General features: G+C 28.6%; 22 protein-coding genes. 21 read left to right on the top strand and 1 reads right to left on the bottom strand.

Annotated features, from left to right (window positions below; all coding sequences use genetic code 11):
• Positions 1–45: 45 nt before the first annotated feature.
• The 11 genes from ACI48P_RS18845 (at position 46) to ACI48P_RS18795 (ending at position 11,952) form a co-directional block, all read left to right on the top strand.
• Positions 46–300: a hypothetical protein gene (locus ACI48P_RS18845; protein WP_475218596.1), complete on the top strand. Its 255-nt coding sequence runs from the start codon at positions 46–48 to the stop codon at positions 298–300.
• Between the two features lie 512 nt (positions 301–812).
• Positions 813–2,147: a CoA-disulfide reductase gene (locus tag ACI48P_RS18840; protein WP_475218594.1), complete on the top strand. Its 1,335-nt coding sequence runs from the start codon at positions 813–815 to the stop codon at positions 2,145–2,147.
• A 44-nt stretch (positions 2,148–2,191) separates the two neighbouring features.
• Positions 2,192–3,619: a Na+/H+ antiporter NhaC gene (gene nhaC / locus ACI48P_RS18835; protein WP_475218593.1), complete on the top strand. Its 1,428-nt coding sequence runs from the start codon at positions 2,192–2,194 to the stop codon at positions 3,617–3,619.
• Between the two features lie 80 nt (positions 3,620–3,699).
• Complete coding sequence (locus tag ACI48P_RS18830) at positions 3,700–5,757, top strand: sigma-54 interaction domain-containing protein (RefSeq protein ID WP_475218591.1); 2,058 nt, start codon at positions 3,700–3,702, stop codon at positions 5,755–5,757.
• A 396-nt stretch (positions 5,758–6,153) separates the two neighbouring features.
• On the top strand, positions 6,154–6,801 hold the full coding sequence (gene trhA, locus ACI48P_RS18825; protein WP_475218589.1) for a PAQR family membrane homeostasis protein TrhA: 648 nt from the start codon (positions 6,154–6,156) through the stop codon (positions 6,799–6,801).
• Positions 6,802–7,074: 273 nt separating this feature from the next.
• On the top strand, positions 7,075–7,269 hold the full coding sequence (locus ACI48P_RS18820; protein WP_475218587.1) for a hypothetical protein: 195 nt from the start codon (positions 7,075–7,077) through the stop codon (positions 7,267–7,269).
• Between the two features lie 15 nt (positions 7,270–7,284).
• Positions 7,285–8,667, top strand: coding sequence for an MATE family efflux transporter (locus ACI48P_RS18815; protein ID WP_475218585.1), 1,383 nt, complete (start codon positions 7,285–7,287; stop codon positions 8,665–8,667).
• A 203-nt stretch (positions 8,668–8,870) separates the two neighbouring features.
• Positions 8,871–9,248 (top strand): YtxH domain-containing protein, encoded by a 378-nt coding sequence (locus ACI48P_RS18810; protein WP_475218583.1) that lies wholly within the window; start codon positions 8,871–8,873, stop codon positions 9,246–9,248.
• A 1-nt stretch (position 9,249) separates the two neighbouring features.
• Positions 9,250–9,582, top strand: a complete 333-nt coding sequence (locus ACI48P_RS18805) for a hypothetical protein (RefSeq protein ID WP_475218582.1) — start codon at positions 9,250–9,252, stop codon at positions 9,580–9,582.
• 163 nt (positions 9,583–9,745) lie between these two features.
• Positions 9,746–10,549 (top strand): MerR family transcriptional regulator, encoded by an 804-nt coding sequence (locus ACI48P_RS18800; RefSeq protein WP_475218581.1) that lies wholly within the window; start codon positions 9,746–9,748, stop codon positions 10,547–10,549.
• 89 nt (positions 10,550–10,638) lie between these two features.
• On the top strand, positions 10,639–11,952 hold the full coding sequence (locus ACI48P_RS18795) for an MATE family efflux transporter (RefSeq protein WP_475218579.1): 1,314 nt from the start codon (positions 10,639–10,641) through the stop codon (positions 11,950–11,952).
• A gap of 137 nt (positions 11,953–12,089) precedes the next feature.
• Here ACI48P_RS18795 and ACI48P_RS18790 read toward each other — a convergent pair whose 3' ends face one another.
• Positions 12,090–12,611 carry a cob(I)yrinic acid a,c-diamide adenosyltransferase gene (locus ACI48P_RS18790; RefSeq protein ID WP_475218577.1) on the bottom strand — a complete coding sequence of 174 codons (522 nt, stop codon included), beginning with the start codon at positions 12,609–12,611 and terminating at the stop codon, positions 12,090–12,092.
• 236 nt (positions 12,612–12,847) lie between these two features.
• Between ACI48P_RS18790 and ACI48P_RS18785 the strand changes: the two genes are divergently transcribed.
• From ACI48P_RS18785 to ACI48P_RS18740, 10 genes are all read left to right on the top strand, one after another.
• Positions 12,848–13,294, top strand: a complete 447-nt coding sequence (locus ACI48P_RS18785) for a MarR family winged helix-turn-helix transcriptional regulator (RefSeq protein ID WP_475218576.1) — start codon at positions 12,848–12,850, stop codon at positions 13,292–13,294.
• A 9-nt stretch (positions 13,295–13,303) separates the two neighbouring features.
• Positions 13,304–14,671 (top strand): MATE family efflux transporter, encoded by a 1,368-nt coding sequence (locus ACI48P_RS18780; protein WP_475218574.1) that lies wholly within the window; start codon positions 13,304–13,306, stop codon positions 14,669–14,671.
• 93 nt (positions 14,672–14,764) lie between these two features.
• Positions 14,765–15,220 carry a thioredoxin-dependent thiol peroxidase gene (bcp, locus tag ACI48P_RS18775; RefSeq protein ID WP_475218572.1) on the top strand — a complete coding sequence of 152 codons (456 nt, stop codon included), beginning with the start codon at positions 14,765–14,767 and terminating at the stop codon, positions 15,218–15,220.
• Positions 15,221–15,561: 341 nt separating this feature from the next.
• Entirely contained in the window at positions 15,562–15,864 is a 303-nt protein-coding gene (locus ACI48P_RS18770) for a hypothetical protein (protein WP_475218570.1), read from the top strand.
• Between the two features lie 154 nt (positions 15,865–16,018).
• Positions 16,019–16,450 (top strand): MarR family winged helix-turn-helix transcriptional regulator, encoded by a 432-nt coding sequence (locus ACI48P_RS18765; RefSeq protein WP_475218569.1) that lies wholly within the window; start codon positions 16,019–16,021, stop codon positions 16,448–16,450.
• Positions 16,451–16,991: 541 nt separating this feature from the next.
• Positions 16,992–17,933 carry an iron-hydroxamate ABC transporter substrate-binding protein gene (locus ACI48P_RS18760; RefSeq protein ID WP_475218567.1) on the top strand — a complete coding sequence of 314 codons (942 nt, stop codon included), beginning with the start codon at positions 16,992–16,994 and terminating at the stop codon, positions 17,931–17,933.
• 77 nt (positions 17,934–18,010) lie between these two features.
• Positions 18,011–19,024 carry a FecCD family ABC transporter permease gene (locus ACI48P_RS18755; RefSeq protein WP_475218565.1) on the top strand — a complete coding sequence of 338 codons (1,014 nt, stop codon included), beginning with the start codon at positions 18,011–18,013 and terminating at the stop codon, positions 19,022–19,024.
• A 2-nt stretch (positions 19,025–19,026) separates the two neighbouring features.
• On the top strand, positions 19,027–20,040 hold the full coding sequence (locus tag ACI48P_RS18750; RefSeq protein WP_475218563.1) for a FecCD family ABC transporter permease: 1,014 nt from the start codon (positions 19,027–19,029) through the stop codon (positions 20,038–20,040).
• 48 nt (positions 20,041–20,088) lie between these two features.
• The gene (locus tag ACI48P_RS18745; protein WP_475218561.1) at positions 20,089–20,874 is read left to right on the top strand and encodes an ABC transporter ATP-binding protein; all 786 of its coding nucleotides are present in this window, start codon (positions 20,089–20,091) and stop codon (positions 20,872–20,874) included.
• Between the two features lie 14 nt (positions 20,875–20,888).
• Entirely contained in the window at positions 20,889–22,229 is a 1,341-nt protein-coding gene (locus tag ACI48P_RS18740) for an MATE family efflux transporter (protein ID WP_475218559.1), read from the top strand.
• Positions 22,230–22,239 lie beyond the last annotated feature (10 nt).

The following is a 22,239-nucleotide window of genomic DNA, read 5'->3' as shown; positions in this document are numbered from 1 at the left end:
TTATAAATAATAAAAAATATAAAAGTATTTTAGGAGGATTTTAAAATGAAAGTAACAGTATTAGGAAGCCACTTATGTCCAGACACATTATATGCACTATGTAAATTAAGAGAAAAGGACATAGAGGTTGATTTTAAAGATTTATCATCTAGTTTAGGCGCTTTAAAGAAGTACTTATCATATCGTCAAAGTTTAGATATGTACAAAGATATAAGAGAAGCTGGTGGGATAGGAATACCATGCTTTACATTAGAAGATGGAACTCAAACTTTAGATTTAAATGAAGTATTAGCAAAATAACTAAAATGTGAAAAAAATAAGCCCCTTATTATAAATGAGTGGCTTATTTTTTTAAAAAATTTTATGTTTTTGGGGCTTAATATATACCCTAAATATACCAATAAAATTTGGAAAATTGAAATTTAATATAAAGATTATTGATATAGAGAATTAAAAAAGATAAAAGATAAGTGGTAAAGTACAGGATGGTTAAAAAATTTTGAAAAGTTAGAAAATATATACTATGTTTAAATAAAAATGGCATAGATATTGCTGATATAAAAAACGATTAATATTTTACATGGGTATGTTAATGGTAAAACAAGAAATACGTTGGGGTTTTGAAGTAAAAGTAAACTTTTAAATTTAAGAAGAAAGTGGGGGATTTAAAAAAGAAATACTATGTGTTAATTTTGAATTTAGGCAAATGTTTTAGTATTATTTTGAAATTAAATTATGAGTTTTATAAGTCAATAGCAACAATGGTAAAAAAGAGAAAATACATTTTAAAACAGATTTAAAGGAGAGTATTCATGAGGATTATAATAATTGGAGGAGTAGCTGCAGGGATGAGTGCAGCAGCAAAGTTAAAAAGGCTAAAACCAGAATATGAGGTTGTAGTATATGAAAAAAGCGATGTAGTTTCTTTTGGAGCATGTGGATTACCTTATTTTGTAGGTGGATTTTTTGATGAATCAAGTAATATGATATCTAGAAGTGTAGAGAAATTTATAGAATCAGGCATAGATTTAAAGGTATTTCATGAAGTTATTGGTGTAGATGATAAATTAAAAAGAATACAAGTTGAAGATATTAAAACTGGAAATATATTTGAAGATTCATATGATAAATTAATGATAGCAACTGGAGCAAGTAGTATAATTCCCCCTATAAAAAATATTAATCTCAAAAATATATCTACTTTGAAATCTATGGAAGATGGGATTAAAGTAAAGAATATATTAAAAAATGAAACTATACAAAAAGTAGTAATAATAGGTGCTGGATTTATTGGTATAGAATTTGTTGAGGCAGCAAAAAAACTAGGTAAAGAGGTAGTGATTGTTCAAGCTACAGATAGGATACTGGATCAAGTATTCGATAAAGAAATAACAGATATATTAGAAGATGAAATTAGATCTCAGAATGTAGAATTAAGAGTAGAAGAACTGGCAACAGAATTTATAGGAACAGATAAAGTTGAAGCTGTGATAACGAATAAAGGTAAAATAGAAGCAAATCTAGTGATAATAGCAACTGGAGTGAAGCCAAATACTAGTTTTTTAAAAAATACTAACATAGATATGCTAGCAAACGGAGCAATAGTAGTAGATGAATATGGCAAAACTTCTGTAGAAGATATATACTCTGCAGGTGACTGCGCTACTATAAAAAATTTAATAACTAATGATGATATGTTTGTACCATTAGCAACAGGTGCAAACAAATTAGGAAGAATAGTAGGAGAAAACTTAGCAGGATGCAACAAATCATTCCAAGGGTCTTTAGCTTCAAGCTGTATAAAAGTTATGTATATAGAAGCTGCTACAACAGGTATGACAGAGCAAAAAGCTAGAAATATGGGGATAAACTATAAAACTAAATTTATAAGTGATTTTAATCAAACAAACTATTATCCAGGTAGAGGAAAAATACATGTAAAGATTGTTTATGACAAAGAAAGTAAAAGAATATTAGGAGGGCAAGTCGTAGGCACTAAAGATTCGGTTCAAAGAGTAAATGTATTAGCTGCAGCTATATTTGGTAAAATGACTACTACACAATTGGGAATGTTAGATTTATGTTATGCACCCCCATTTTCTAGGACATGGGATGTTCTGAATGTTGTGGGGAATGTAAGCAAGTAAAAAAATTTTATGTTGGAAAATTTTAAAATAAAGGGGAGAAAATAATGAACCAAGTTAAAGAGAAAAAGAGCCCATCTTTTAAATTTGCACTGGCAGTGATATTAGCTGTTATTGTATTAACTTCAGTAGGTATGATTGTATTTAAAGCAAATATAGTAGCGATGTTTATGTTGTCGTGGTTAATAGTAGTTCCAGCGGCTATGAAGCTAGGATATACGAATTCAGAAATTGAAAAGTTTGCATTTGATGTTGCAAAAGATTCTATGCAATCAAATATGATAATACTTTCTGTAGGGGTATTAATTGGTACGTGGATTGCAGCAGGAACTATTCCAACAGTAGTTTATAGTGGATTAACAATAATAACACCAAAATACTTTTTGGTTACAACATTAATAGTATGTTCCCTTACTTCTATAGCGACAGGAACATCATGGGGAACTGTAGGTACATCAGGTATTGCTATGATGAGTATAGGAACTAGTATGGGAATACCTGTAGGTATTACAGCGGGAGCAATTATATCTGGTGCATATTTTGGGGATAAGATGTCTCCATTATCAGATTCAACAAATCTTGCAGCAGCGGTATGTAAAACAGATTTAATAACTCATATTAAACATATGCTTTATACAACGGGTCCAGCATATGCTATATGTATCGTATTATATACAGTTATAGGTTTTAAATATGCTGGTACTAATATAGACTATAATCAAATAAATGAAGTTATATCTGTTTTAAAGAACAACTTTAATATTGGGTTTGTAGCTGTACTCCCTATAGTTTTCTTATTAGGTTTATTATTGTTACAAAAGCCAGCGATTATTTCAATATTAGCATCATCAGTATTAGCATCAGTTATTGCTGTATTTTCAGAAGGTGAAAAAATAAGTAATGTTTTATCATATATGATTGATGGATATTCAATAGAAACGGGACTTGTATATACAGATAAGTTGCTAAATAGAGGGGGAGTAATGAGTATGGCTGAAACTGTGCTATTAGTCCTTGTAGTATTTATGATAGCAGGTATTTTACAAAAGACAGAAATACTAGAAGTAATGTTAAAACCAATGATAAATAAGGTTGGTAATTCTAGAATAAAGCTTATTGGATCAACATTTGTGGTTAGTTATTGTGCAAATGCATTTAGTTCTTCTATGATGTTTACGACTGTATTTGTTGGAACTGTTATGTCTCCGATATATAAAGAATTTAAGTTGAAGCCTGAAAATTTATCTAGAGTAATAGAAGATACATCTACTATGGGGGCAGCGCTTATTCCATGGAATTCAAATGCAATATTTTGTAGTCAAACATTAGGCATTTCTCCATATGAGTTTATACCATACTGTTTTTTAAATTGGATAACTCCTATAATATCTTTAATATACGGAATAACTGGAATAACTATGAAAACTTATACTGAAGAAGAATTTAGAGAATTACAAATGATAGAACAAATATAATACTTAAATTTTTGATTTATATGTAGATTATTGATATAATCGAATGTAATATTTATATTAATAGTGTATAAGGAGTAATTATGGGAATAAGAGAAATAGCTATAATAACATTAAAAAAAGATGCAGGAGAAGTTTATGCAAATCAAATAAAGGAATTTTTAGGCGACAACATAAAAATAAACTTGTACTCTTTTGAAGAAGGAAATATTACATTTTTAGAAGAAAAAGTAATAGTTCTCTCTGTAAAGTTAAAGTATGATGAGATTTCATCAATATGTGCAAAAGATGCACAAATAGTCATACCAAAACTAACTTTTGAAAAATCTAGTTATAATAAGATTTCAAAAGTAGATAAGACGAAGAATGTGTTCGTATACAATCTTTCTAGAAGTATGGCACTTGAAACTATAACAATCATACGTAGGCTAGGCTTTAACATACCAAACCTTATACCTAGTTACCCTGGTTCTGATAATATTTTACCTAATTCTGTAGTATTAACACCAGGAGAAAAAATTTTAATAGAATCTTACAATAGTGAGATTATAGACCTTGGATATAGAATAATAGACTTAGGATGTATCGCTGATATAGCTATTAAGTTAAATCTAGAACATTTGATTAAGGAAGACTTATTAAATAAGTTTATCGATAAGATTGTTCCGACTAGCTACATTGCACAAAAGCTTTTAGTAAGTCAAACTAAATTGGAAAATATGTTTGATGTTTTATTATATTCTATTGATGAAGGAATAGTATGTTTAAATGAAGATGGAATTGTAAAATTCTACACTCATGCTGCAAGAGAGATATTAGGTATCAATGACAATGAAATGATTGGTAAATATATTAGCGATTATATAAAATCTTTTGATTTTAAGAAAATAAAAGATATAGAAAATACAAACTTACAAAAACTTGTTAAGGTAAATAATATAGATATAAATTTCGAAATAAGATATACAGATACAAATAATTTTAGTGGCTATATAATAAAGCTAGTTAAGTTTTATGAAGCAGAAAAGAAACAAGCAAAACTTAGAGCTCAACTTATGAAATCAGGAAATGTAAGCAAATATAATTTTGATGATATAATAGGTTGTAGTAAAGAAATATCAAATACTAAAAGAATTGCCAACAAAATGGCTCAATCAAATTCTTCTATACTAATAATTGGTGAAAGTGGTACGGGAAAAGAATTATTTGCTCAATCTATACATAGTGCTTCGTCAAGAAGACAAGGACCTTTTGTAGCCGTGAACTGTAGTACTTTCCAAGAAGCATTACTTCAAAGTGAGCTTTTTGGATATGAAGAAGGTGCTTTTACTGGCGCTAAAAAGGGTGGAAAGAAAGGTCTATTTGAATTAGCCAACCACGGAACTATATTTTTAGATGAAATAGGAGAAATGGATTTGAATTCTCAGGCAACATTGCTTAGGGTTATACAAGAAAGAGAAATCAGAAGAGTCGGATCTGATAAGGTTATAGATCTAGATATAAGAATAATAGCTGCTACAAATAGGGATTTAAAAAAATTAGTTTGTGAAAATAAATTTAGGAAAGATTTATTTTATAGATTAAATGTCTTACCATTGAAAGTTAGCCCACTTAGAGATCGTATAGATGACTTATTTTTAATTTTAGATTCTTTTAAGAAAAACTTAGATGTACATTTTAAGTTATCGCCTGAAGTAGTGGATATATTCAAAAGATATCACTGGGAAGGTAATATAAGAGAGCTAAGAAACTTGGTTGAATATTGTTCTTATGCAGACAAGAGTATCATAGATGTATCAGATTTACCTGATTATATTTTAGACTCTCCAAAAACTAACAATCAATGTCCTAAAAAAATAGAAGCAAATAAATTACGACAAAATATAAACTTTAAAAGAGATCTAAATGACTATATTTATGTATTAGAAAAAATAAATCAAGCGTACAACCTTAAAGAAAGAATAGGTAGAAGAAGAATTTATGAATATGCTTTAAAGGAAGATATATTTTTAACAGAACAGCAAATAAGAAGTATTCTTCTAGAGTTACAAAATTTTGAGTTTGTAAAAGTTTTAGCTGGCCGTGGTGGAACTATTATAACTGAGAAGGGTAGAGAATTTTTGAAGGAAAATAAAGAATAGCATAAATATATTTGGATCTACATTTATAGCTGGTTACTGTGCAAATGCATTTAGTTCATCGATGTTATTTACATCAGTATTCGTAGGAACTGTAATGAGTCCATTAGAATTTATACCATATTGTTTCTTAAGTTAGATAACGCCAATAATAATAAAAGCCCATTATGAAATTTCATAATGGGCTTTTATTATTATTGGTTGACTTTTATATTAAAGAAAGATACAATTAATCTGTGGTCGGTCGGACGACCGACTGTGCGGGAGTGTAAAATTACATATTGAATATATAACTAATGTAATTATGTTTTTATAAATAATTATACGACGAAAAAACTACTTACAAAATATTATACTTGATGGAATTTAAATAAATAATAATTATCTAGGAGGTACCTTATGAAAACATATATTAGAGAGCCTATAAATGGGTTTACACATTTAGGAGGAGCGGTTCTTTCATTTATAGGACTTTTGGCCATGGTTATAAAAACTACACTAACTGGTCCATCTGTGGTAGATATGGCATCGGTTATTATATTTGGAATTAGTTTGATTTTACTTTATAGCGCTTCAGCTACATATCACTTAGTAGTTGCATCTGACAAAGTAATTGCTTTTCTAAGAAAAATAGATCACTCTATGATTTTTATTCTTATAGCAGGATCTTATACTCCATATTGCCTAATAGCATTAAATGGAGAAAAAGGATGGCTATTATTTGGTGTAATAGTTGCAATAGCAATATGTGGTGTATTATTTAAAATGATATGGTTTAACTGTCCTAGATGGATATCTACATCGATTTATGTAGGTATGGGATGGATATCGGTAGTTATGATAAAGCCATTATCAAATTCAATATCAGCAGGTGGAATGTTTTTATTAGTATTAGGTGGTATTTTCTATACTATAGGAGCTGTAATATATGGAGTTAAACCTAAAGCATTGGACTTTAAGCATCTAGGTTATCATGAGATATTTCATATATTCATTCTTTTAGGAAGTTTATGCCATTTTTTATCTATATTTAAATTTGTAATATAGAAACATATTAAAATCAAAAAGTAGCGTGAAAACTGAAATTGCTAAATTTTAATAATTAGCAATTTCTTTTTTACGTATTAGGAATTTATAATGGGTCACAGTCAGGGTATAGCTTTTATAATCATATGGTAATAAAACACCAATCTTAAGTAAGAAAACGAACGTTGGATAAAAATATAACGATAAATATTTGGATACAAGTAGTTGCATGGGGAACTACATTATGATAAACTATAATAGTTGCGCCTGCAACTAATGAAAGGCGGAATATGTATGTGTAAAGAAAATCTTAATTATGATAAAGAAATAGGTAATCAAATTTATAGATTATATGAGAATATAAGAAAACTAAGAAATAGTGAATTCACCATAGATTTAAGTGGTGTATTTGATGAGAATAAAAAAGAAATAAATGAGACTTTACATGTGTCAAACAATCTACCAGAAAAAGTAGGTGGAAATAAATAGAATACGAGGTAAAATATGAACAATGGTAATAATGTTTTAGGTACAGAAAGTATAAGTAAACTACTTATACAATACTCAGTACCCGCAATCATAGGAATGATGGTAAATGCACTTTACAATGTTGTTGATAGGATGTTTATAGGAAACATACCTGGAGCTGGTCCAATGGCTATAACAGGTCTCGGTGTAACTTTACCAATAACAACTATTATAATGGCATTCGGTACACTTGTAGGTATAGGTGCTACAACTAATATATCTATAAGACTAGGAGAAGGAAATAGAAAAGATGCGGAAAAAAATCTAGGAAATGCAATAACTTTAGCTGTAGTACTTGGAATATTACTTACTGTTATTGGAACGATATTCTTAGATCAAATACTTATGATATTTGGTGCAAGTGAAGGAACGCTAATGTACGCTAAATCTTACACTAGAATAATATTAGTAGGTACAGTATTTAGTTTAATGGCAATGATGTTTAGTAACTTAGTAAGAGGAGACGGAAATCCAAAGCTTTCAGCTATTATTATGGCTACGGGATGCTTTACTAACATAATACTAGACGCATTATTTATATTTGGATTTAATATGGGGATACAAGGGGCGGCTTTAGCCACTATAATTTCTCAAGGGCTTACTGCAATATGGGGACTTTTATATTATACAAGAGGAAAATCAAATGTTAGATTTGATAAAGCCTATTTAAAATTAGATAAGAAGATAGTATCAATAATATTTGCAATAGGAGCAGCACCATTTGCAATGCAGATAGCTAATAGTTTAGTTCAAGTTACAGTTAATAATTCTCTTAAAGTTTATGGAGGGGATTTAGCAATAGGAGCTATGGCTACTATAAACTCAATAACTATGATATTTGTAATGCCTGCTTTTGGATTTGTTCAAGCAATGCAACCTATAGTAGGATTCAACTTTGGTGCTAAAAAGTATGCAAGAGCGAAGCAAGCTTTTAAAATAACCCTATTAGCTACATCAGCAGTACTTGTAGTAGGGGCAGTGTTTGTACAATATGCACCTCATATTTTAGTGGGTATGTTTAATAGAGATGCAGAGCTTATGAGTATAACTATAAACGGATTAAGAAAGTACCTATTTGCACTACCAATAATAGGTATATCAATAGTAGGTACTAACTATGTACAGTCAACTGGAAATGCAAAAATAGCCATAGTTTTAAGTTTATTAAGACAAGTTATATTACTGATTCCTATGGCTTTAATATTACCTAAGTTTTTCGGACTAGATGGAGTTTGGTATGCACAACCAACATCAGATATACTATCTTGTGTGATAACAGGTATAGTTTTAATCAAAGATCTTAAAAAATATTCTTCTAATGATGAAATAGAAATATTTGAGGAAGCAGAAGCAGTATAATAATGAGGGGTGTTACTTAATGTAGCATCCTTTTTTACGTATAAGGAAACTATAATACTATGTAATAATTTGTAAAAATATAAGGAATAATCAACAAAAATCGTATTTTTGATTATTGTTAATTTATTCCAAAGGAATATAATTATATATAAAATAATCAACACATGTTACTTAAAATGTATTCATAGGAGAGGGTGGATTATATGAGCTTATTAAAAAAGATAGAAGATAAAAAAATTCAACAAAGAAGAAAAGATAGAAATAAAAAAGTTGGAATTGCAACTTTTGGTATAGCAGCAGGAGCAATAGCAGGAGCAGCTACAGGTATATTATTAGCTCCTAAGTCAGGAAAAGAAACTAGAGATGATATAAAAGAAAGATCTATAAAAGCTAAAGAAACAATAAATGATAATATAGATATTACCAAAAGCAAAGTAAATGAATCTAAAATAAAAATAAAAGAATATTTAGAGTCAAGAAGAAATCAACAAAATGAAAGTGAAATAATAGAGATTGAACCACTAGCATTAGTTGAAAATATAGATGATATAGATGAACTAGACAATATAGAAGAGGTTTAATATGTACATAGATTTAAATATAATATATTTTATATTAGCATTACTAGGATGTGTAGCTGTAGTATATTTAATAATGACATTGAATAATATTAATAGATTAGTGAAAATATCAAATGAATTTATGGTTGAGAATAAAGATTCAATACATAGGTCATTAGTGAATCTTCCTAAGGTTGTATCTAACTTTAATGATGTTAGTGAAAATATGAAAGATGTTACAGAGGTAATGACTGATGCTACTGCTGATTTTATAGTTACTAAGGACAATATTAAATCTAATATGGAAATAGGATTAGAAATTTTAAATATATTAAGAACTGTATTTTCGAAGTAATGCATACTTAAGAATAATTAAAGATATACTCAAAAAGTAAGTTAGATGAATTAATTAATATTTCATCTAACTTACTTTTTTGCGATATAAAAAATTATAAGGTTTTTACTTGGGAATTTAGTGTAAAATATTATATTAGGAAAATACTTAAAAGGAGCAGATTATGGCTACATACTTTACCATTGGAGAAATATCAAAATTCTTTAATATCTCCTTAAAAACACTAAGATACTATGATGAAATAGGATTATTAAAACCAGCATATGTAAATGAAGAGAATAGATATAGATATTATTCAATAGAGCAATTTGTAATAATTGATTTGATAAAGCAGTTTAAAGCTACAGGAATGTCCTTAGATATAATTAAAGGAATTTTGGGTTCAAAAAATTCTATGGAGTTTATTTTAGAAAATATAAAAACCCAATCTAATAAATTAGAAGATAAGATACAAGAGTTAACTACTATAAAAAACTACTTAGACGATCTTGATAAGGAGATTTCTCAAAATATTGAGTATGGACTAGAAAAAGTATTTATAATTCATAATAAAGAACGAAAATATATTAATTATGATGTTATCTCAAGTAATATACAAGAGTTAGATTTAAACTTAAGAGATGTAATATTAGACCTAGAAAAAAAAGGTGATGAAGTTTATATTAAATTAGGGTGTACAGTGTCTTATGAAGATTTAAAAAATAACCAAAAAGTTGTATATAAAGGTTTTAAGGCGTTTACAAAAAAAAATTACAACATAAGTTATTTACCGGAAGGTGACTATATAACAATAATCTTTGAAGGCGGTTTATATGAAAGTATAAAATACTACAATATTTTATTAGATTACATAAAGGAGAATAATATTAAAGTAGTTGGAGATTTTAATGAGACTTGGATTCTCAGTAAAATGGATGAAAATCTAAAAGAGAAAAGTTTGGTAAAAATTGATATTCTTAAAAAATGAATTAAAAAAATATTGACCCTCACCTTACTGGAGGGTTTATTATTTTTTTAGGGTTAAGAGATTTAGGTCACATTAGAAGGAGGCAACATATGACTAAACAATTTTTAGGATACGCAATACCATCAGCTGTAGCTATGTGCGTAGCTTCACTTAATTCAATTATAGATGGAATATTTCTAGGTAATGGAGTAGGCGATAATGCTCTTGCAGCCATTGGAATTGTAATGCCTATTGCTATAATATTTTTTGGATTAGCAACTATGATTGCAGTAGGCGGAGGAGCATTAATATCTAAACATTTTGGAGCCAATGAAGAAGACAAAGCAGTAAGTATATTTAGACAGGTTACTATTATGCTAATTGTACTTAGTTTAGGGTTAAGTATTATTTGTATTATATTTGCAAACCCAATAGTAAAGGCAATGGGGGCTACAGATATAATATCACCTTTAGCAACAGAGTACTTAGTATATTACTCAATATTCTGTTTACCTAATTTATTAGGAATAGCGTATAGTAGTTTTCTTAGAAATGATAACAAACCAAAGCTTGCAATGGTTGCAACTGTATGTGGAACAATAAGTAATATAATATTAAACTATATTTTTATATTCGTATTAGGCTTAGGAATAAAAAGTGCTGCAATTGCTACAGGTTTAGGTCAGACTGTTACATTATTAATAGCATTACCACACTTTATATTAAAAAAAGGAAAATTAACTTTTGGAAAACAAAAAATAGAGATGGAAACAATAGTAGAGGTATTGAGAGTAGGGATACCTTCATTCTTTGCAGAAGCAGCTTTTTCAATTATAATATTTATTCATAATATAGTAATAGCAAGAAATATTGGTGATATAGGAATATCCGCATATGCAATAGTAAATTATATTACTACTAATATTTATTTTATACTTTTAGGGATTACACTAGGAGCTCAACCACTAATAAGCTACAATTATGGTTCTAAGGATAGCAAAAAAATGCTAGAAGTTTATAAGCTATCTAATAAAACATCATTAATAGTAAGTATTGTATTTATAGCCTTATGTCTTGTATTTGGTAAAGAAATTATAGGCGTATTCACCAAGGATCAGCAATTAGTTGATATAACTTATAAAGCGGTTAATATAAATAATTTAGCGTACTTATTTATAGGTAAAAATCTAACTACTATTATGTATTATCAAGCAATGGATATAACTAAGTTCGCAAACTTAATATGTGCAATGAGGTCAATAATAGTGTTACCTATCGTTTTAATAATTTCCTCTAAATTATTTGGAGAAAATGGTATCTGGATTAGTATGGCTATATCAGAATTAATAACTATATTCATAATAGATAGAAAATATAAGGTGATTAAACATACAAATGCTTTTATGAATGAAGTAATTGCATAGTATTCGAATTAATAAATATAAAAATAAGGGCTTAATATATTATAGAAGTTAACTTCGTAATGTATAAGCCCTTATTTTTATGGTCATATTAAAAATTCTATACTAAGAATCAATTTTTGTTTAGTTTATATATAATACTAATATTTAATATATATTAACTCTTTCTCATTGTATCTAGCAATAGCGTAAATAACATCAGAAAGTCTGTTTATATATTTTAATAAAAAAGGATTAACAGGTTCTATTTTGCTTAAAGTTAAAATCCTTCTTTCTGATTTCCTACAAATAGTTCTTGCGATATGAAGGTTTGCAGAAATAAGACTAGTACCAGGGACTATGAAGGCATCCATTTTATCTATTTTTTCTATGTAAGAATCTATTATATCTTCCAATTCAATTACGTCTTTTTCATTTACTTTATTTTCATAGCTATTGTAGTCTTTAGTAGCAAGTTCTGCAGAAATTGCAAATAGCTTTATTTGTATATTTCTTAAAATATTTTTATCTTCATTACTAGCATAATTTGTACAAAGCCCTATATACGAATTTAGTTCATCTAAATTGCCATAAGACTCTACTCTTATATTATCTTTATCAACTCTAGTTCCGTCAAAAAGTGAAGTCTGGCCTTTATCCCCTGTTTTAGTATATATTTTCATTTTAGATTTCCTCTCTCTATATATTTATTTTTATTTCAGTAAATCCAATACTACTACTAATATACCCATATATAAGATGGATGTATTATAAAATTTTATTAAATTTAAAATCAAAACATGATAGTAACATAAAATGAAAATAGTTTTAAATAAAACTTTTTGTTTAACTTCTATAGATCGTGGTATATAATAAATACATAATAGTTTTAAATAAAACTAAAATGGAAGGTGAACTAATGAAAAACTTAGACTTTATTGAAAACTTAATGGTTATACACCATTTTACAAAAGGAATATTTGGATATTCCTCAATAAAAGAATTAGACTCTAATCTTAATGAAACACATGCAAAAATTTTATTATTTGTATATAAGCATGAACATAGAAAGATGAGTAAAATTAATTCTTATATAGGTATTCAAAAAGGAGCTTTTACAACATCTGTTGATATTTTAATAGATAATGGATACATATTAAAAGTCAAAGATGAAAAGGATAAAAGATCTACTAATTTAGAACTAACTGAGAAAGGAATACAAATGGCAGTTATGTTAGAAGAAAATTTATACAAAAGCATAAACGATATGTTTAATAGTATAGAAGAAAATGAAAAAGAAGAAGTAAATAAAGCATTAAAAGTATTATCAAAGTTCTGTATGAAAAATAAAAGAGCTCATAAATAGGAGGAGAATATGGACGATAAAAAAATAAGAGTTTTAAGAGATGAACCAGTTTCAAAAGCAATATTAAAATTATCTATACCTATGGTAATGGGTATGATGATTCAAGTTTTATATAATTTAGTAGATACTTTCTTTATAGGAAAGTTAAATGATCCTAATCAGTTGGCAGCAGCTAATATATCATTACCAGTGTTTATGATGTTAATGGCAATAGCAAGTATTGTAGGACTAGGTTCTTCTTCATATATATCAAGATGTTTAGGTAACAAAGATTATGAAGAAGCTAATAAAACAATATCAATAGCAACAGGTCTTTTAATAATTATGAGTATCATAGTTATGATAGGTGGTATAATCATGTCGCCTACGATAACAGTAGGTCTAGGGGCAACTGATGCTACTTATGATTATACTTACAGATATATTGTTATAATGTTTATAGGTGCAATACCTGTTATGTGTAGTTATGCCCTAGGTCAACTTCTTCGTTCAGAAGGTAATATAATGCAATCAGTTATAGGTCTTATGTTAGGTACTATATTAAATATAGTTTTAGACCCAATATTAATATTTGGATTTAAGCTTGAAATAACTGGTGCTGCAATAGCTACTGTAATAGGTCAGTTATCAACATTAATTTATTTCACATATGCATATTTAAGTGGTAAAACTACTTTAAAAATAAATTTAAAGAAATTTAAGTACGATAAAAATATATTTAAAGAAATATTTACAATAGGTGTTCCAGGTTCATTAAACCAAATGTTAATGGGAGCTGCTACTGTTATTGCTAATAATATAGCTGTTAGTTATGGAACTTTAACTGTTGCAGGTATGGGTGTTGCGATGAAGATAATGACTATAGGTACATTTGTATTTATGGGATTCTCTGCTGGATGTCAGCCTTTAGTTGGATACAACTATGGAGCGGGAAATATATCTAGAGTTAAAGAAATAATTAAAAAAGGTATAGTAATAACATCTATAATAGGATTAGGATTAGCGTTAACATTTGGTGTGTTTGCTAGCTCATTAATAGGAGTATTTGCAAGTGATGCAGAAGTTATAGATAAAGGTGCTACTATACTTAGAGCATTAATAATATCATTACCTTTTGTTGGTGGTCAGATGATATCTACAACATCTGCTCAGTCTATGGGTAAAGTTGTTGTGGCATTTGTATTATCAATATCAAGACAAGGAATATTATATATGCCTCTTTTAGTAATATTAAATAAATTATTTGGATTCTCAGGATTCATATATGCTCAACCTATAACAGATGTAGTTATGTTAGTATTCTCATCTATATTATTATTTAAGGTTATGCCAAAAGATAGTGCTAATGAGAGTTATACACTTAAGGAAGAATTTTAGTACAAAACTAAAATAACATTGGTAACAAAAAGTTTAAAACTAAAAAAACTTGGTATAATATGTAATATAAATAGGGAGCAAAGGAGAAAAACTATGTTAGAGGTAGGAGTAAAAGCACCGGAATTTAAATTACAAGATAAAGACGGAAATTTAGTAAGTTTATCAGACTTTAAAAATAAAAAAGTAGTATTGTATTTTTATCCAAGAGATAATACTCCAGGATGTACAAAGCAAGCTTGTTCATTTAGGGATAACTATGAAGAATTTAAATCTAAGGATGTAGTAGTTATAGGAATAAGTAAAGATAGTGTGAAATCTCACGAAAAGTTTGCACTAAAAAATGAATTACCATTTATATTATTATCAGATCCAGAACTTGAAGCTATAAAGGCTTATGATGTATGGCAAGAAAAGAAGCTATATGGAAAAGTAAGTATGGGAGTAGTTAGAACTACTTATGTAATAGATGAAAATGGTATAATAGAAAGAGTTTACGACAAAGTAAAAACAGATAAAAATGTAGGCGAAGTATTAGAATATTTAGGATAAAAGAGGATCAGATTTTTGATCCTCTTTTTTTATATATTTAAGAGTAAGTTTAGATTTTAGCTCTGCAAACACACTAATCATTGGTATAGTAATGGGACTTGTATTAGGAAAGTATCTAGGTATAAACAGGTCATTAACATTAGTTAGTCTTATAAAAACTTATTTAAATAACTTCATTTCAATTGAATAATCATAACATTACAAAAATGTTAGAAAAAAGTAATATAAATATATGGATGGAAAGAATATTTAGTTTTATAATAAGTGATATGAAAAGGAGTTAAAAAGATAATTAATATTACTTATAATGTCAGAATATCACATGACTTAGGAGGGGAAAGATGCAATCAAGATTTGAAGGTAAATTATTAGGACTTATTGGAGTTAATATATTAGCGTGGTTAGCAACTGTATTCACTTTTGGATTAGCTACACCATGGGCAATGTGTATAAAATATAAGTGGGAAGCTGAAAATACAGTAATAGAAGGAAGAAGGTTAGAGTTCGTTGGTACTGGTTCAAGTTTATTCTTACACTATATTAAATGGTGGGTATTAACAATAGTAACATTTGGTATATACGGACTTTGGTTATATATAAAGTTATTACAATGGAAAACTGAAAATACAATATTTAAAGACTAATATTTAAAACTCATATCAAATTTGATATGAGTTTTTATATTAAAAATAAAATATAAATAAAAATAATTGACAATAATAACAATAGTAATTATAATAAATTGTAGATTAGTTGAATTAAATTAAATTTAAAAAAATCATAATTGGAGATGTTTATATGGATAAATACGATAAGATAAAATTGGATAATCAATTATGTTTTTCATTATATGCTTTATCAAGAGAAGTAATAAAGTTATATAAGCCATTACTTGATAAATACAATTTAACATATACACAATATATTGCAATGCTTGTAATGTGGGAAGATGAAAAAATAATATTTAAAGAACTAGGGAAAAAGCTACACTTAGACTCAGGAACCTTAACACCTGTAGTTAAAAAATTAGAATCTATGGAATTGGTAACTAAATATAGAAATAAAGAAGATGATAGATTAGTTACTGTTGAGTTAACAGAAAAAGGTAGATTACTAAAAGAGGAAATAGTGGACGTTCCAGAAAAAATGTTTAATATGTGCCAAGGTAATCAAATAGACTTACAATGTATAAAAGCACAGTTGGATAATTTATTAAATATGTTAGATTAGTATGTGTATAAGAATATGGGTTAAATTCTGTATGGAATTTGACTCAAAACAATAACTAAATCAATTTGATTAAATTAAATTTGATTAAATTTAATAATATGAAAATATTTAATTGAAAAATAAAAAATACTACAATAATGATAGTATTAAAAGATGGAGAAGTTAAGGATTTAATACTAGTGGAGACGATATAAAGTGGAACTTCACAAAGTTTCTAGTGAATAGAAATGGTAAGGTGGTTGGTAGATTTGATCCTACTTGCGAACCAGAGAAATTAGAAAAAATTATAAAAGATTTAATGTAATATTTAAGAATAAAGGGCTATCTATATTATAGATTAGTCCTTTATTTAGTTTATAAAAGTATATAAGTATATTCGACAAAATAATTTTAAAAAATTATTTTTATAAAAATATTTGTTTTTTATAAAAAAATATTGACGCAATAAAACTTCATGATATAATAAGAATATAAATTAATTAATAACGATTATCAATAACTAAAGATAATGATTATACATAACAATGCAGGAGGAAAAACCATGAAAAGAATAAAGTCATTAGCGTTAATAGGATTAACCGTTGCGGCACTTTTGGTTGTAGGATGTTCATCAAATGCTAATAATGAAGATAATAATAAATCAAAAGAAACAAGAATAGTAGAAACAGTTAAAGGAGAAGTTGAGATACCAGCTAATCCTAAAAAAATAGTAGATATATCAGGAAGTAGTGAAGAGTTAGTATTACTTGGACATACTCCGGTAGCTACAGCAAACGTAGATTCATACGAAACAGATTCTGTTCCATCATATATCAAAGAACAACTAGGAGACGCGAAAGTAGTAGGTCACTCTATGATGGATACAATGGATATCGAAGCAATATTGGAAGCAGAACCAGATTTAATAATAATGGCACCAAGACAAGAGAAAATATATGATCAATTAAAAGAAATAGCTCCAGTAGTTATGTTAGAAGATCAATCAAATGATTGGGAAGCTAAATTTACAGATGTTGCTGAACTTTTCGGACAAGAAAAAGATGCTGAAAAATGGTTAAATGACTATTATGCAAAAGCAAAAGAAATAGGTGAAGAAATAAATAATGCTAATGGAGATAAAACTTATTTAACAGTTTTAGCTTCATCGGGTCAATTTATGGTATTCACTGAAGGTGGTATAGGAACAGTATTAAAAGAAGATATGGGACTTAAGCAACCAGAAAATATGCCAAAGCAAGATAGTATAACTTTACCTACTGTTACTATGGAAGGTTTAGCTGAAATAGATGCAGACCATATAATAGTTATTGCAACTGAATCAGATAAATCAGACTTAGCAAATAGCTCAGTTTGGGCTGAAATGAGAGCTGTTAAAGAAGGCAATGTAACAATACTTGATGCAAGTCCTTACTTCAGCCAAGCATACAACCCAATAGGAAGAGAATTAATATTAGAATCATTAAAAGCAGAATTAATAAAATAATTTAGATGGATAGTAGGTGGGAAAAGTGAGGTTACTTTTAACACCTACTATTTGTTTTTAAATACTAAGGAGAAGATATGAAGAAATTTAATAGAAAAACTGTAGCTTATTCATTTATGCTTATTGGAATAATGTTGCTAGTATTTGGAATAATTGCTTCTGTTTCGTTAGGAGCAAAAGATATAAATTTTACAACGATAGTTCAAAGTATTATTACTGATAGCAATGATATAAATACAAAAATAATAAGAGATGTTAGAATACCGAGAGCAGTTGTGGCAGCATTAGTAGGTGGATTTTTAGCTGTAGCTGGTGCGATAATGCAAGGTATAACTAGAAACCCAATAGCAGAACCATCTGTTATGGGTATTACACAAGGTGCTACATTCATGATAGCGGTAGCGTTTGTATTACAAAGAATTTATCCAAAGCTTGTAATAGGAAGTTTTGGACTTATGATATTTGCTTTTATGGGAGCTAGTATTAGTGGACTTTTAGTATATTTTATAAGTTCAAGGTCTGCTAGAAAAGTTGATCCAGTAAAGCTTGCCCTTGCAGGGACAGCATTAGGTACTTTGCTTATATCTTTAGCTATGGGAATATCAATGTATTTTAACTTATCACAACAACTAAGCTTTTGGATATCAGGAGGACTAGTTAGTGCAAAGTGGGAAGGTGTTAAGTTTTTAGTTATAGTTGGAGGTATAGCTTTTTTAGGAGCTATGATTTTATCTCCTAAAATAACTATATTAAGTTTAGGAGAAGAAGTAGCAATAGGATTAGGAACGAGAACAAATGCAGTAAGACTTGTAAGTATTATACTAGTAATACTCTTAACAGGTGCATCTGTTTCAGTAGCAGGTAACATAGTATTTGTAGGATTAATAGTTCCTCAAATTGCAAAATCAATAGTAGGAGCTGATTATAGATACATAATACCAAGTTCTATGATATTAGGATCTGTACTACTTGTATATAGTGATATATTAGCAAGAGTAATAAATCCTCCATACGAGACACCAATAGGATCTTTAACAGCGCTTTTAGGAGTTCCTATGTTTATATACCTTGTTAGAAAGGACGCAAGATAATTATGAAGATAGATAAAAATAAAAAATTTATTATAGTAATAGGTATTCTGATTTTACTAATATTTGCAACATTCTTAGTAAGCTTAAATATGGGGTCTTTATCAATTACACCATCAGAAGTTATAAGTACATTACTTGGACAAGGCTCTAAAGCTCACAAAATAGCAATATTTAAGCTAAGGCTACCAAGAATAGTAATTGGAATACTTGTAGGTACTGCACTTGCAGTAGCAGGTACTATATTACAGGGAGTTACAAAAAATGATTTAGCAGATTCGGGAATTTTGGGTATAAATTCAGGGGCGGCTTTATTTGTAGTAGTATACATATACTTTATGAATGGAAATGTTTATGACGGTATAAGTAATCTTACTATATTCACAATGCCTATCGTTGCCCTTACTGGAGCAATATTTGGTGCATTTTTAATATATGTACTAGCTTGGAAAAATGGTATAAATTCATCGAGGCTACTATTAGTAGGTATTGGTGTAAATATAGCTTTTACTTCATTACTGACAATATTCCAACTAAGATTTACTACTCAAGAATTTAATAGAGTAATGGCGTGGACCAATGGAAGTATATGGGGAGCAAGTTGGAAATATGTATTAGCAATTTTACCTTTTATAATAATATTTACACTATTAACTATGTATAAATCAAGATATTTAGATGCATTAAATTTAGGGGATGAAGTAGCCACAGGATTAGGTGTGGAAGTTGAAAAAGAGAGAAGAAAATTAATAGTATATTCAGTGATTTTAGCAGGGGTTGCAACTTCTGTAGCAGGAAGTATAGGATTTTTAGGATTAGTAGCTCCTCACATAGCTAGAAAATTAGTAGGACCAAAACATAAAAGATTAATCCCTACAGCAGCACTTGTAGGAAGTGTAATACTTTTAGTATCAGACACTATAGCAAGGAATTTAATAGCACCTATGGAAATTCCAGTAGGTATAGTTGTTGCGGTAATAGGAGTTCCTTATTTTATTTACTTAATGTTAGCAGAATAATAATTTTTAGATAAATGAAATGTAAAATAATTTTTGAAGGAGAATAATATGAGTTCAATAAGCACTAGAAATTTAAACATTTCTTATGGAAATTTAAATATAGTTAAAGATTTAAACTTAGATATACCTAAGGGTAAAATTACTACAATAATAGGATCTAATGGTTGTGGAAAATCAACAATATTAAAAACTATTGCAAGGATTATACAGCCTAAAAGCGGTGATATACTTGTGAATAATATTAATATTAAAGAACAGAGTCCGAAAGAATTGGCAAAGACTATGGCAGTTCTTCCACAAAGTCCTCAAGCTCCAGCAGGATTAACTGTAGAAGAATTGATAGCTTATGGAAGATTCCCTCATCAAAAGGGCTTTGGAAAGATGAAGAAAGACGATAATGATATAGTTACATGGGCGTTAAAATCAACAGGAATAGAAGAATTTAGAGATAGACCAATGGAAGCTTTATCAGGAGGTCAAAGACAAAGAGCTTGGATTGCAATGGCCCTTGCTCAACAGACAGACATACTTATACTTGATGAGCCAACAACATATCTAGATCTTGCTCACCAATTAGAAGTATTAAAGTTACTTGAAGAACTAAACCGAAAGCAAGGAACAACTATCGTAATGGTAATACATGAGCTAAACAATGCAGCAAGATTTGCTGATCATATGATAGGTGTTAAAAGTGGAAAAGTAATTTGTGAAGGTGAGCCATCACAAGTTTTTACAAAAGAAAATTTAAGAGAGTTATTTAATATAGATGCAGAAATAGTGAATGACCCTAGAAATAATAAGCCTGTATGCTTAACTTATGATATGGTCGGCTAGAAAAGGAGATCATTATGGAAAAACAAGAAGAATTAAGAAACGAAAATATTGGGCGGTTATTATTAAAATATTCAGTACCTGCAATACTTGCAATGATGGTAACCTCTTTATATAACACTGTAGATAGAGCATTTATTGGTTCTATAAAAGATGTAGGAGCACTTGCTATATCAGGTCTAGGGGTTACCATGCCACTATTTACAATATTAGGAGCCTTTTGTGTGGCAATAGCAGTTGGGGGAAGTACTAATATATCTATAAAGCTTGGTGAAGGTAATAAAGAAGAAGCTGAAAGAGTATTAGGAAACACATTTGCTTTAGAATTAATAGTGGGTATTATATTGTTTATAGTAGGTTTATTTTATTTAGATGATATACTTTATTTATTTGGAGCAAGTGTAGACACAATAACTTATGCAAGAGAATACATGAGTGTAATAATATTTGGAGCATGGTTTAACTTACCAGGGTTTGCTTTAAACAGTGCCATAAGAGCAGAAGGTAATCCTAAGTTTGCCGCGAATATGATGATTACTAGCTGTATTTTAAACTTAATATTTGACCCAATATTTATCTTTGGATTTAATATGGGAATAAAAGGCGCAGCGATAGGTACTGTATTGTGCCAGTTAATAATTTTTATTTGGTCTACTTATTACTTTACAAAAGGTAAATCAAATTTAAAACTAAGGTTAAATAATGTAAGAATAGATAAAAAAATAATGAAGATGATAGTGATTATAGCATTAACACCATTATTTATGGAACTTGCATCAGGATTTATACACTTAATAACAAACAGAGTGTTAAAGACTTATGGTGGAGATTTAGCTATAGGTGCAATGACAGCAATAACCTCAATAAATTTACTTTTCTTAATGCCTGTATTTGGTATAAGTCAAGGGATGCAGACAATTATTGCATATAACTATGGAGCTAAGGAATATGATCGTGCTAAAAAAGCATTATCTTTAGCTATAGTAGTTGCTACAATAATTTTAGGAATAGGATTAGTAGCTACAAGACTATGGCCTGAAGCTTTAATTAGAATATTTACAAATGATAGTGAACTTATGGAATTAGCACTTAATGGAATATCTATTTATTCATTAACGTTACCTACAATAGGTGTATCTATACTAGGAACAGTATATTTCCAATCAATTGGAAGCGCAAAAAAATCGATGATGCTAAGTTTATTAAGACAAGTTACAATATTAATACCTGTGATACTTATAATACCTAAGATTTACGGCCTTAATGGAGTATGGTTATCTCAGCCAATTGCAGATATAGGTGCAATGGTTGTCGTAGGTATGTGCTTATACAAAGAATTAAGAAAAATAAATAGATAAGTGAATATAA

This window comes from Romboutsia sp. LXY-2, from assembly GCF_056171995.1.
This window is presented reverse-complemented; position numbering and strand designations above follow the sequence as displayed.

Bases quoted from the DNA above. Each gene is read 5' to 3' on its own strand.
- ACI48P_RS18845 (WP_475218596.1), top strand. From the start codon at position 46: ATGAAAGTAACAGTATTAGGAAGCCACTTATGTCCAGACACATTATAT.
- ACI48P_RS18840 (WP_475218594.1), top strand. From the start codon at position 813: ATGAGGATTATAATAATTGGAGGAGTAGCTGCAGGGATGAGTGCAGCA.
- nhaC (WP_475218593.1), top strand. From the start codon at position 2,192: ATGAACCAAGTTAAAGAGAAAAAGAGCCCATCTTTTAAATTTGCACTG.
- ACI48P_RS18830 (WP_475218591.1), top strand. From the start codon at position 3,700: ATGGGAATAAGAGAAATAGCTATAATAACATTAAAAAAAGATGCAGGA.
- trhA (WP_475218589.1), top strand. From the start codon at position 6,154: ATGAAAACATATATTAGAGAGCCTATAAATGGGTTTACACATTTAGGA.
- ACI48P_RS18820 (WP_475218587.1), top strand. From the start codon at position 7,075: ATGTGTAAAGAAAATCTTAATTATGATAAAGAAATAGGTAATCAAATT.
- ACI48P_RS18815 (WP_475218585.1), top strand. From the start codon at position 7,285: ATGAACAATGGTAATAATGTTTTAGGTACAGAAAGTATAAGTAAACTA.
- ACI48P_RS18810 (WP_475218583.1), top strand. From the start codon at position 8,871: ATGAGCTTATTAAAAAAGATAGAAGATAAAAAAATTCAACAAAGAAGA.
- ACI48P_RS18805 (WP_475218582.1), top strand. From the start codon at position 9,250: ATGTACATAGATTTAAATATAATATATTTTATATTAGCATTACTAGGA.
- ACI48P_RS18800 (WP_475218581.1), top strand. From the start codon at position 9,746: ATGGCTACATACTTTACCATTGGAGAAATATCAAAATTCTTTAATATC.
- ACI48P_RS18795 (WP_475218579.1), top strand. From the start codon at position 10,639: ATGACTAAACAATTTTTAGGATACGCAATACCATCAGCTGTAGCTATG.
- ACI48P_RS18790 (WP_475218577.1), bottom strand. From the start codon at position 12,611: ATGAAAATATATACTAAAACAGGGGATAAAGGCCAGACTTCACTTTTT.
- ACI48P_RS18785 (WP_475218576.1), top strand. From the start codon at position 12,848: ATGAAAAACTTAGACTTTATTGAAAACTTAATGGTTATACACCATTTT.
- ACI48P_RS18780 (WP_475218574.1), top strand. From the start codon at position 13,304: ATGGACGATAAAAAAATAAGAGTTTTAAGAGATGAACCAGTTTCAAAA.
- bcp (WP_475218572.1), top strand. From the start codon at position 14,765: ATGTTAGAGGTAGGAGTAAAAGCACCGGAATTTAAATTACAAGATAAA.
- ACI48P_RS18770 (WP_475218570.1), top strand. From the start codon at position 15,562: ATGCAATCAAGATTTGAAGGTAAATTATTAGGACTTATTGGAGTTAAT.
- ACI48P_RS18765 (WP_475218569.1), top strand. From the start codon at position 16,019: ATGGATAAATACGATAAGATAAAATTGGATAATCAATTATGTTTTTCA.
- ACI48P_RS18760 (WP_475218567.1), top strand. From the start codon at position 16,992: ATGAAAAGAATAAAGTCATTAGCGTTAATAGGATTAACCGTTGCGGCA.
- ACI48P_RS18755 (WP_475218565.1), top strand. From the start codon at position 18,011: ATGAAGAAATTTAATAGAAAAACTGTAGCTTATTCATTTATGCTTATT.
- ACI48P_RS18750 (WP_475218563.1), top strand. From the start codon at position 19,027: ATGAAGATAGATAAAAATAAAAAATTTATTATAGTAATAGGTATTCTG.
- ACI48P_RS18745 (WP_475218561.1), top strand. From the start codon at position 20,089: ATGAGTTCAATAAGCACTAGAAATTTAAACATTTCTTATGGAAATTTA.
- ACI48P_RS18740 (WP_475218559.1), top strand. From the start codon at position 20,889: ATGGAAAAACAAGAAGAATTAAGAAACGAAAATATTGGGCGGTTATTA.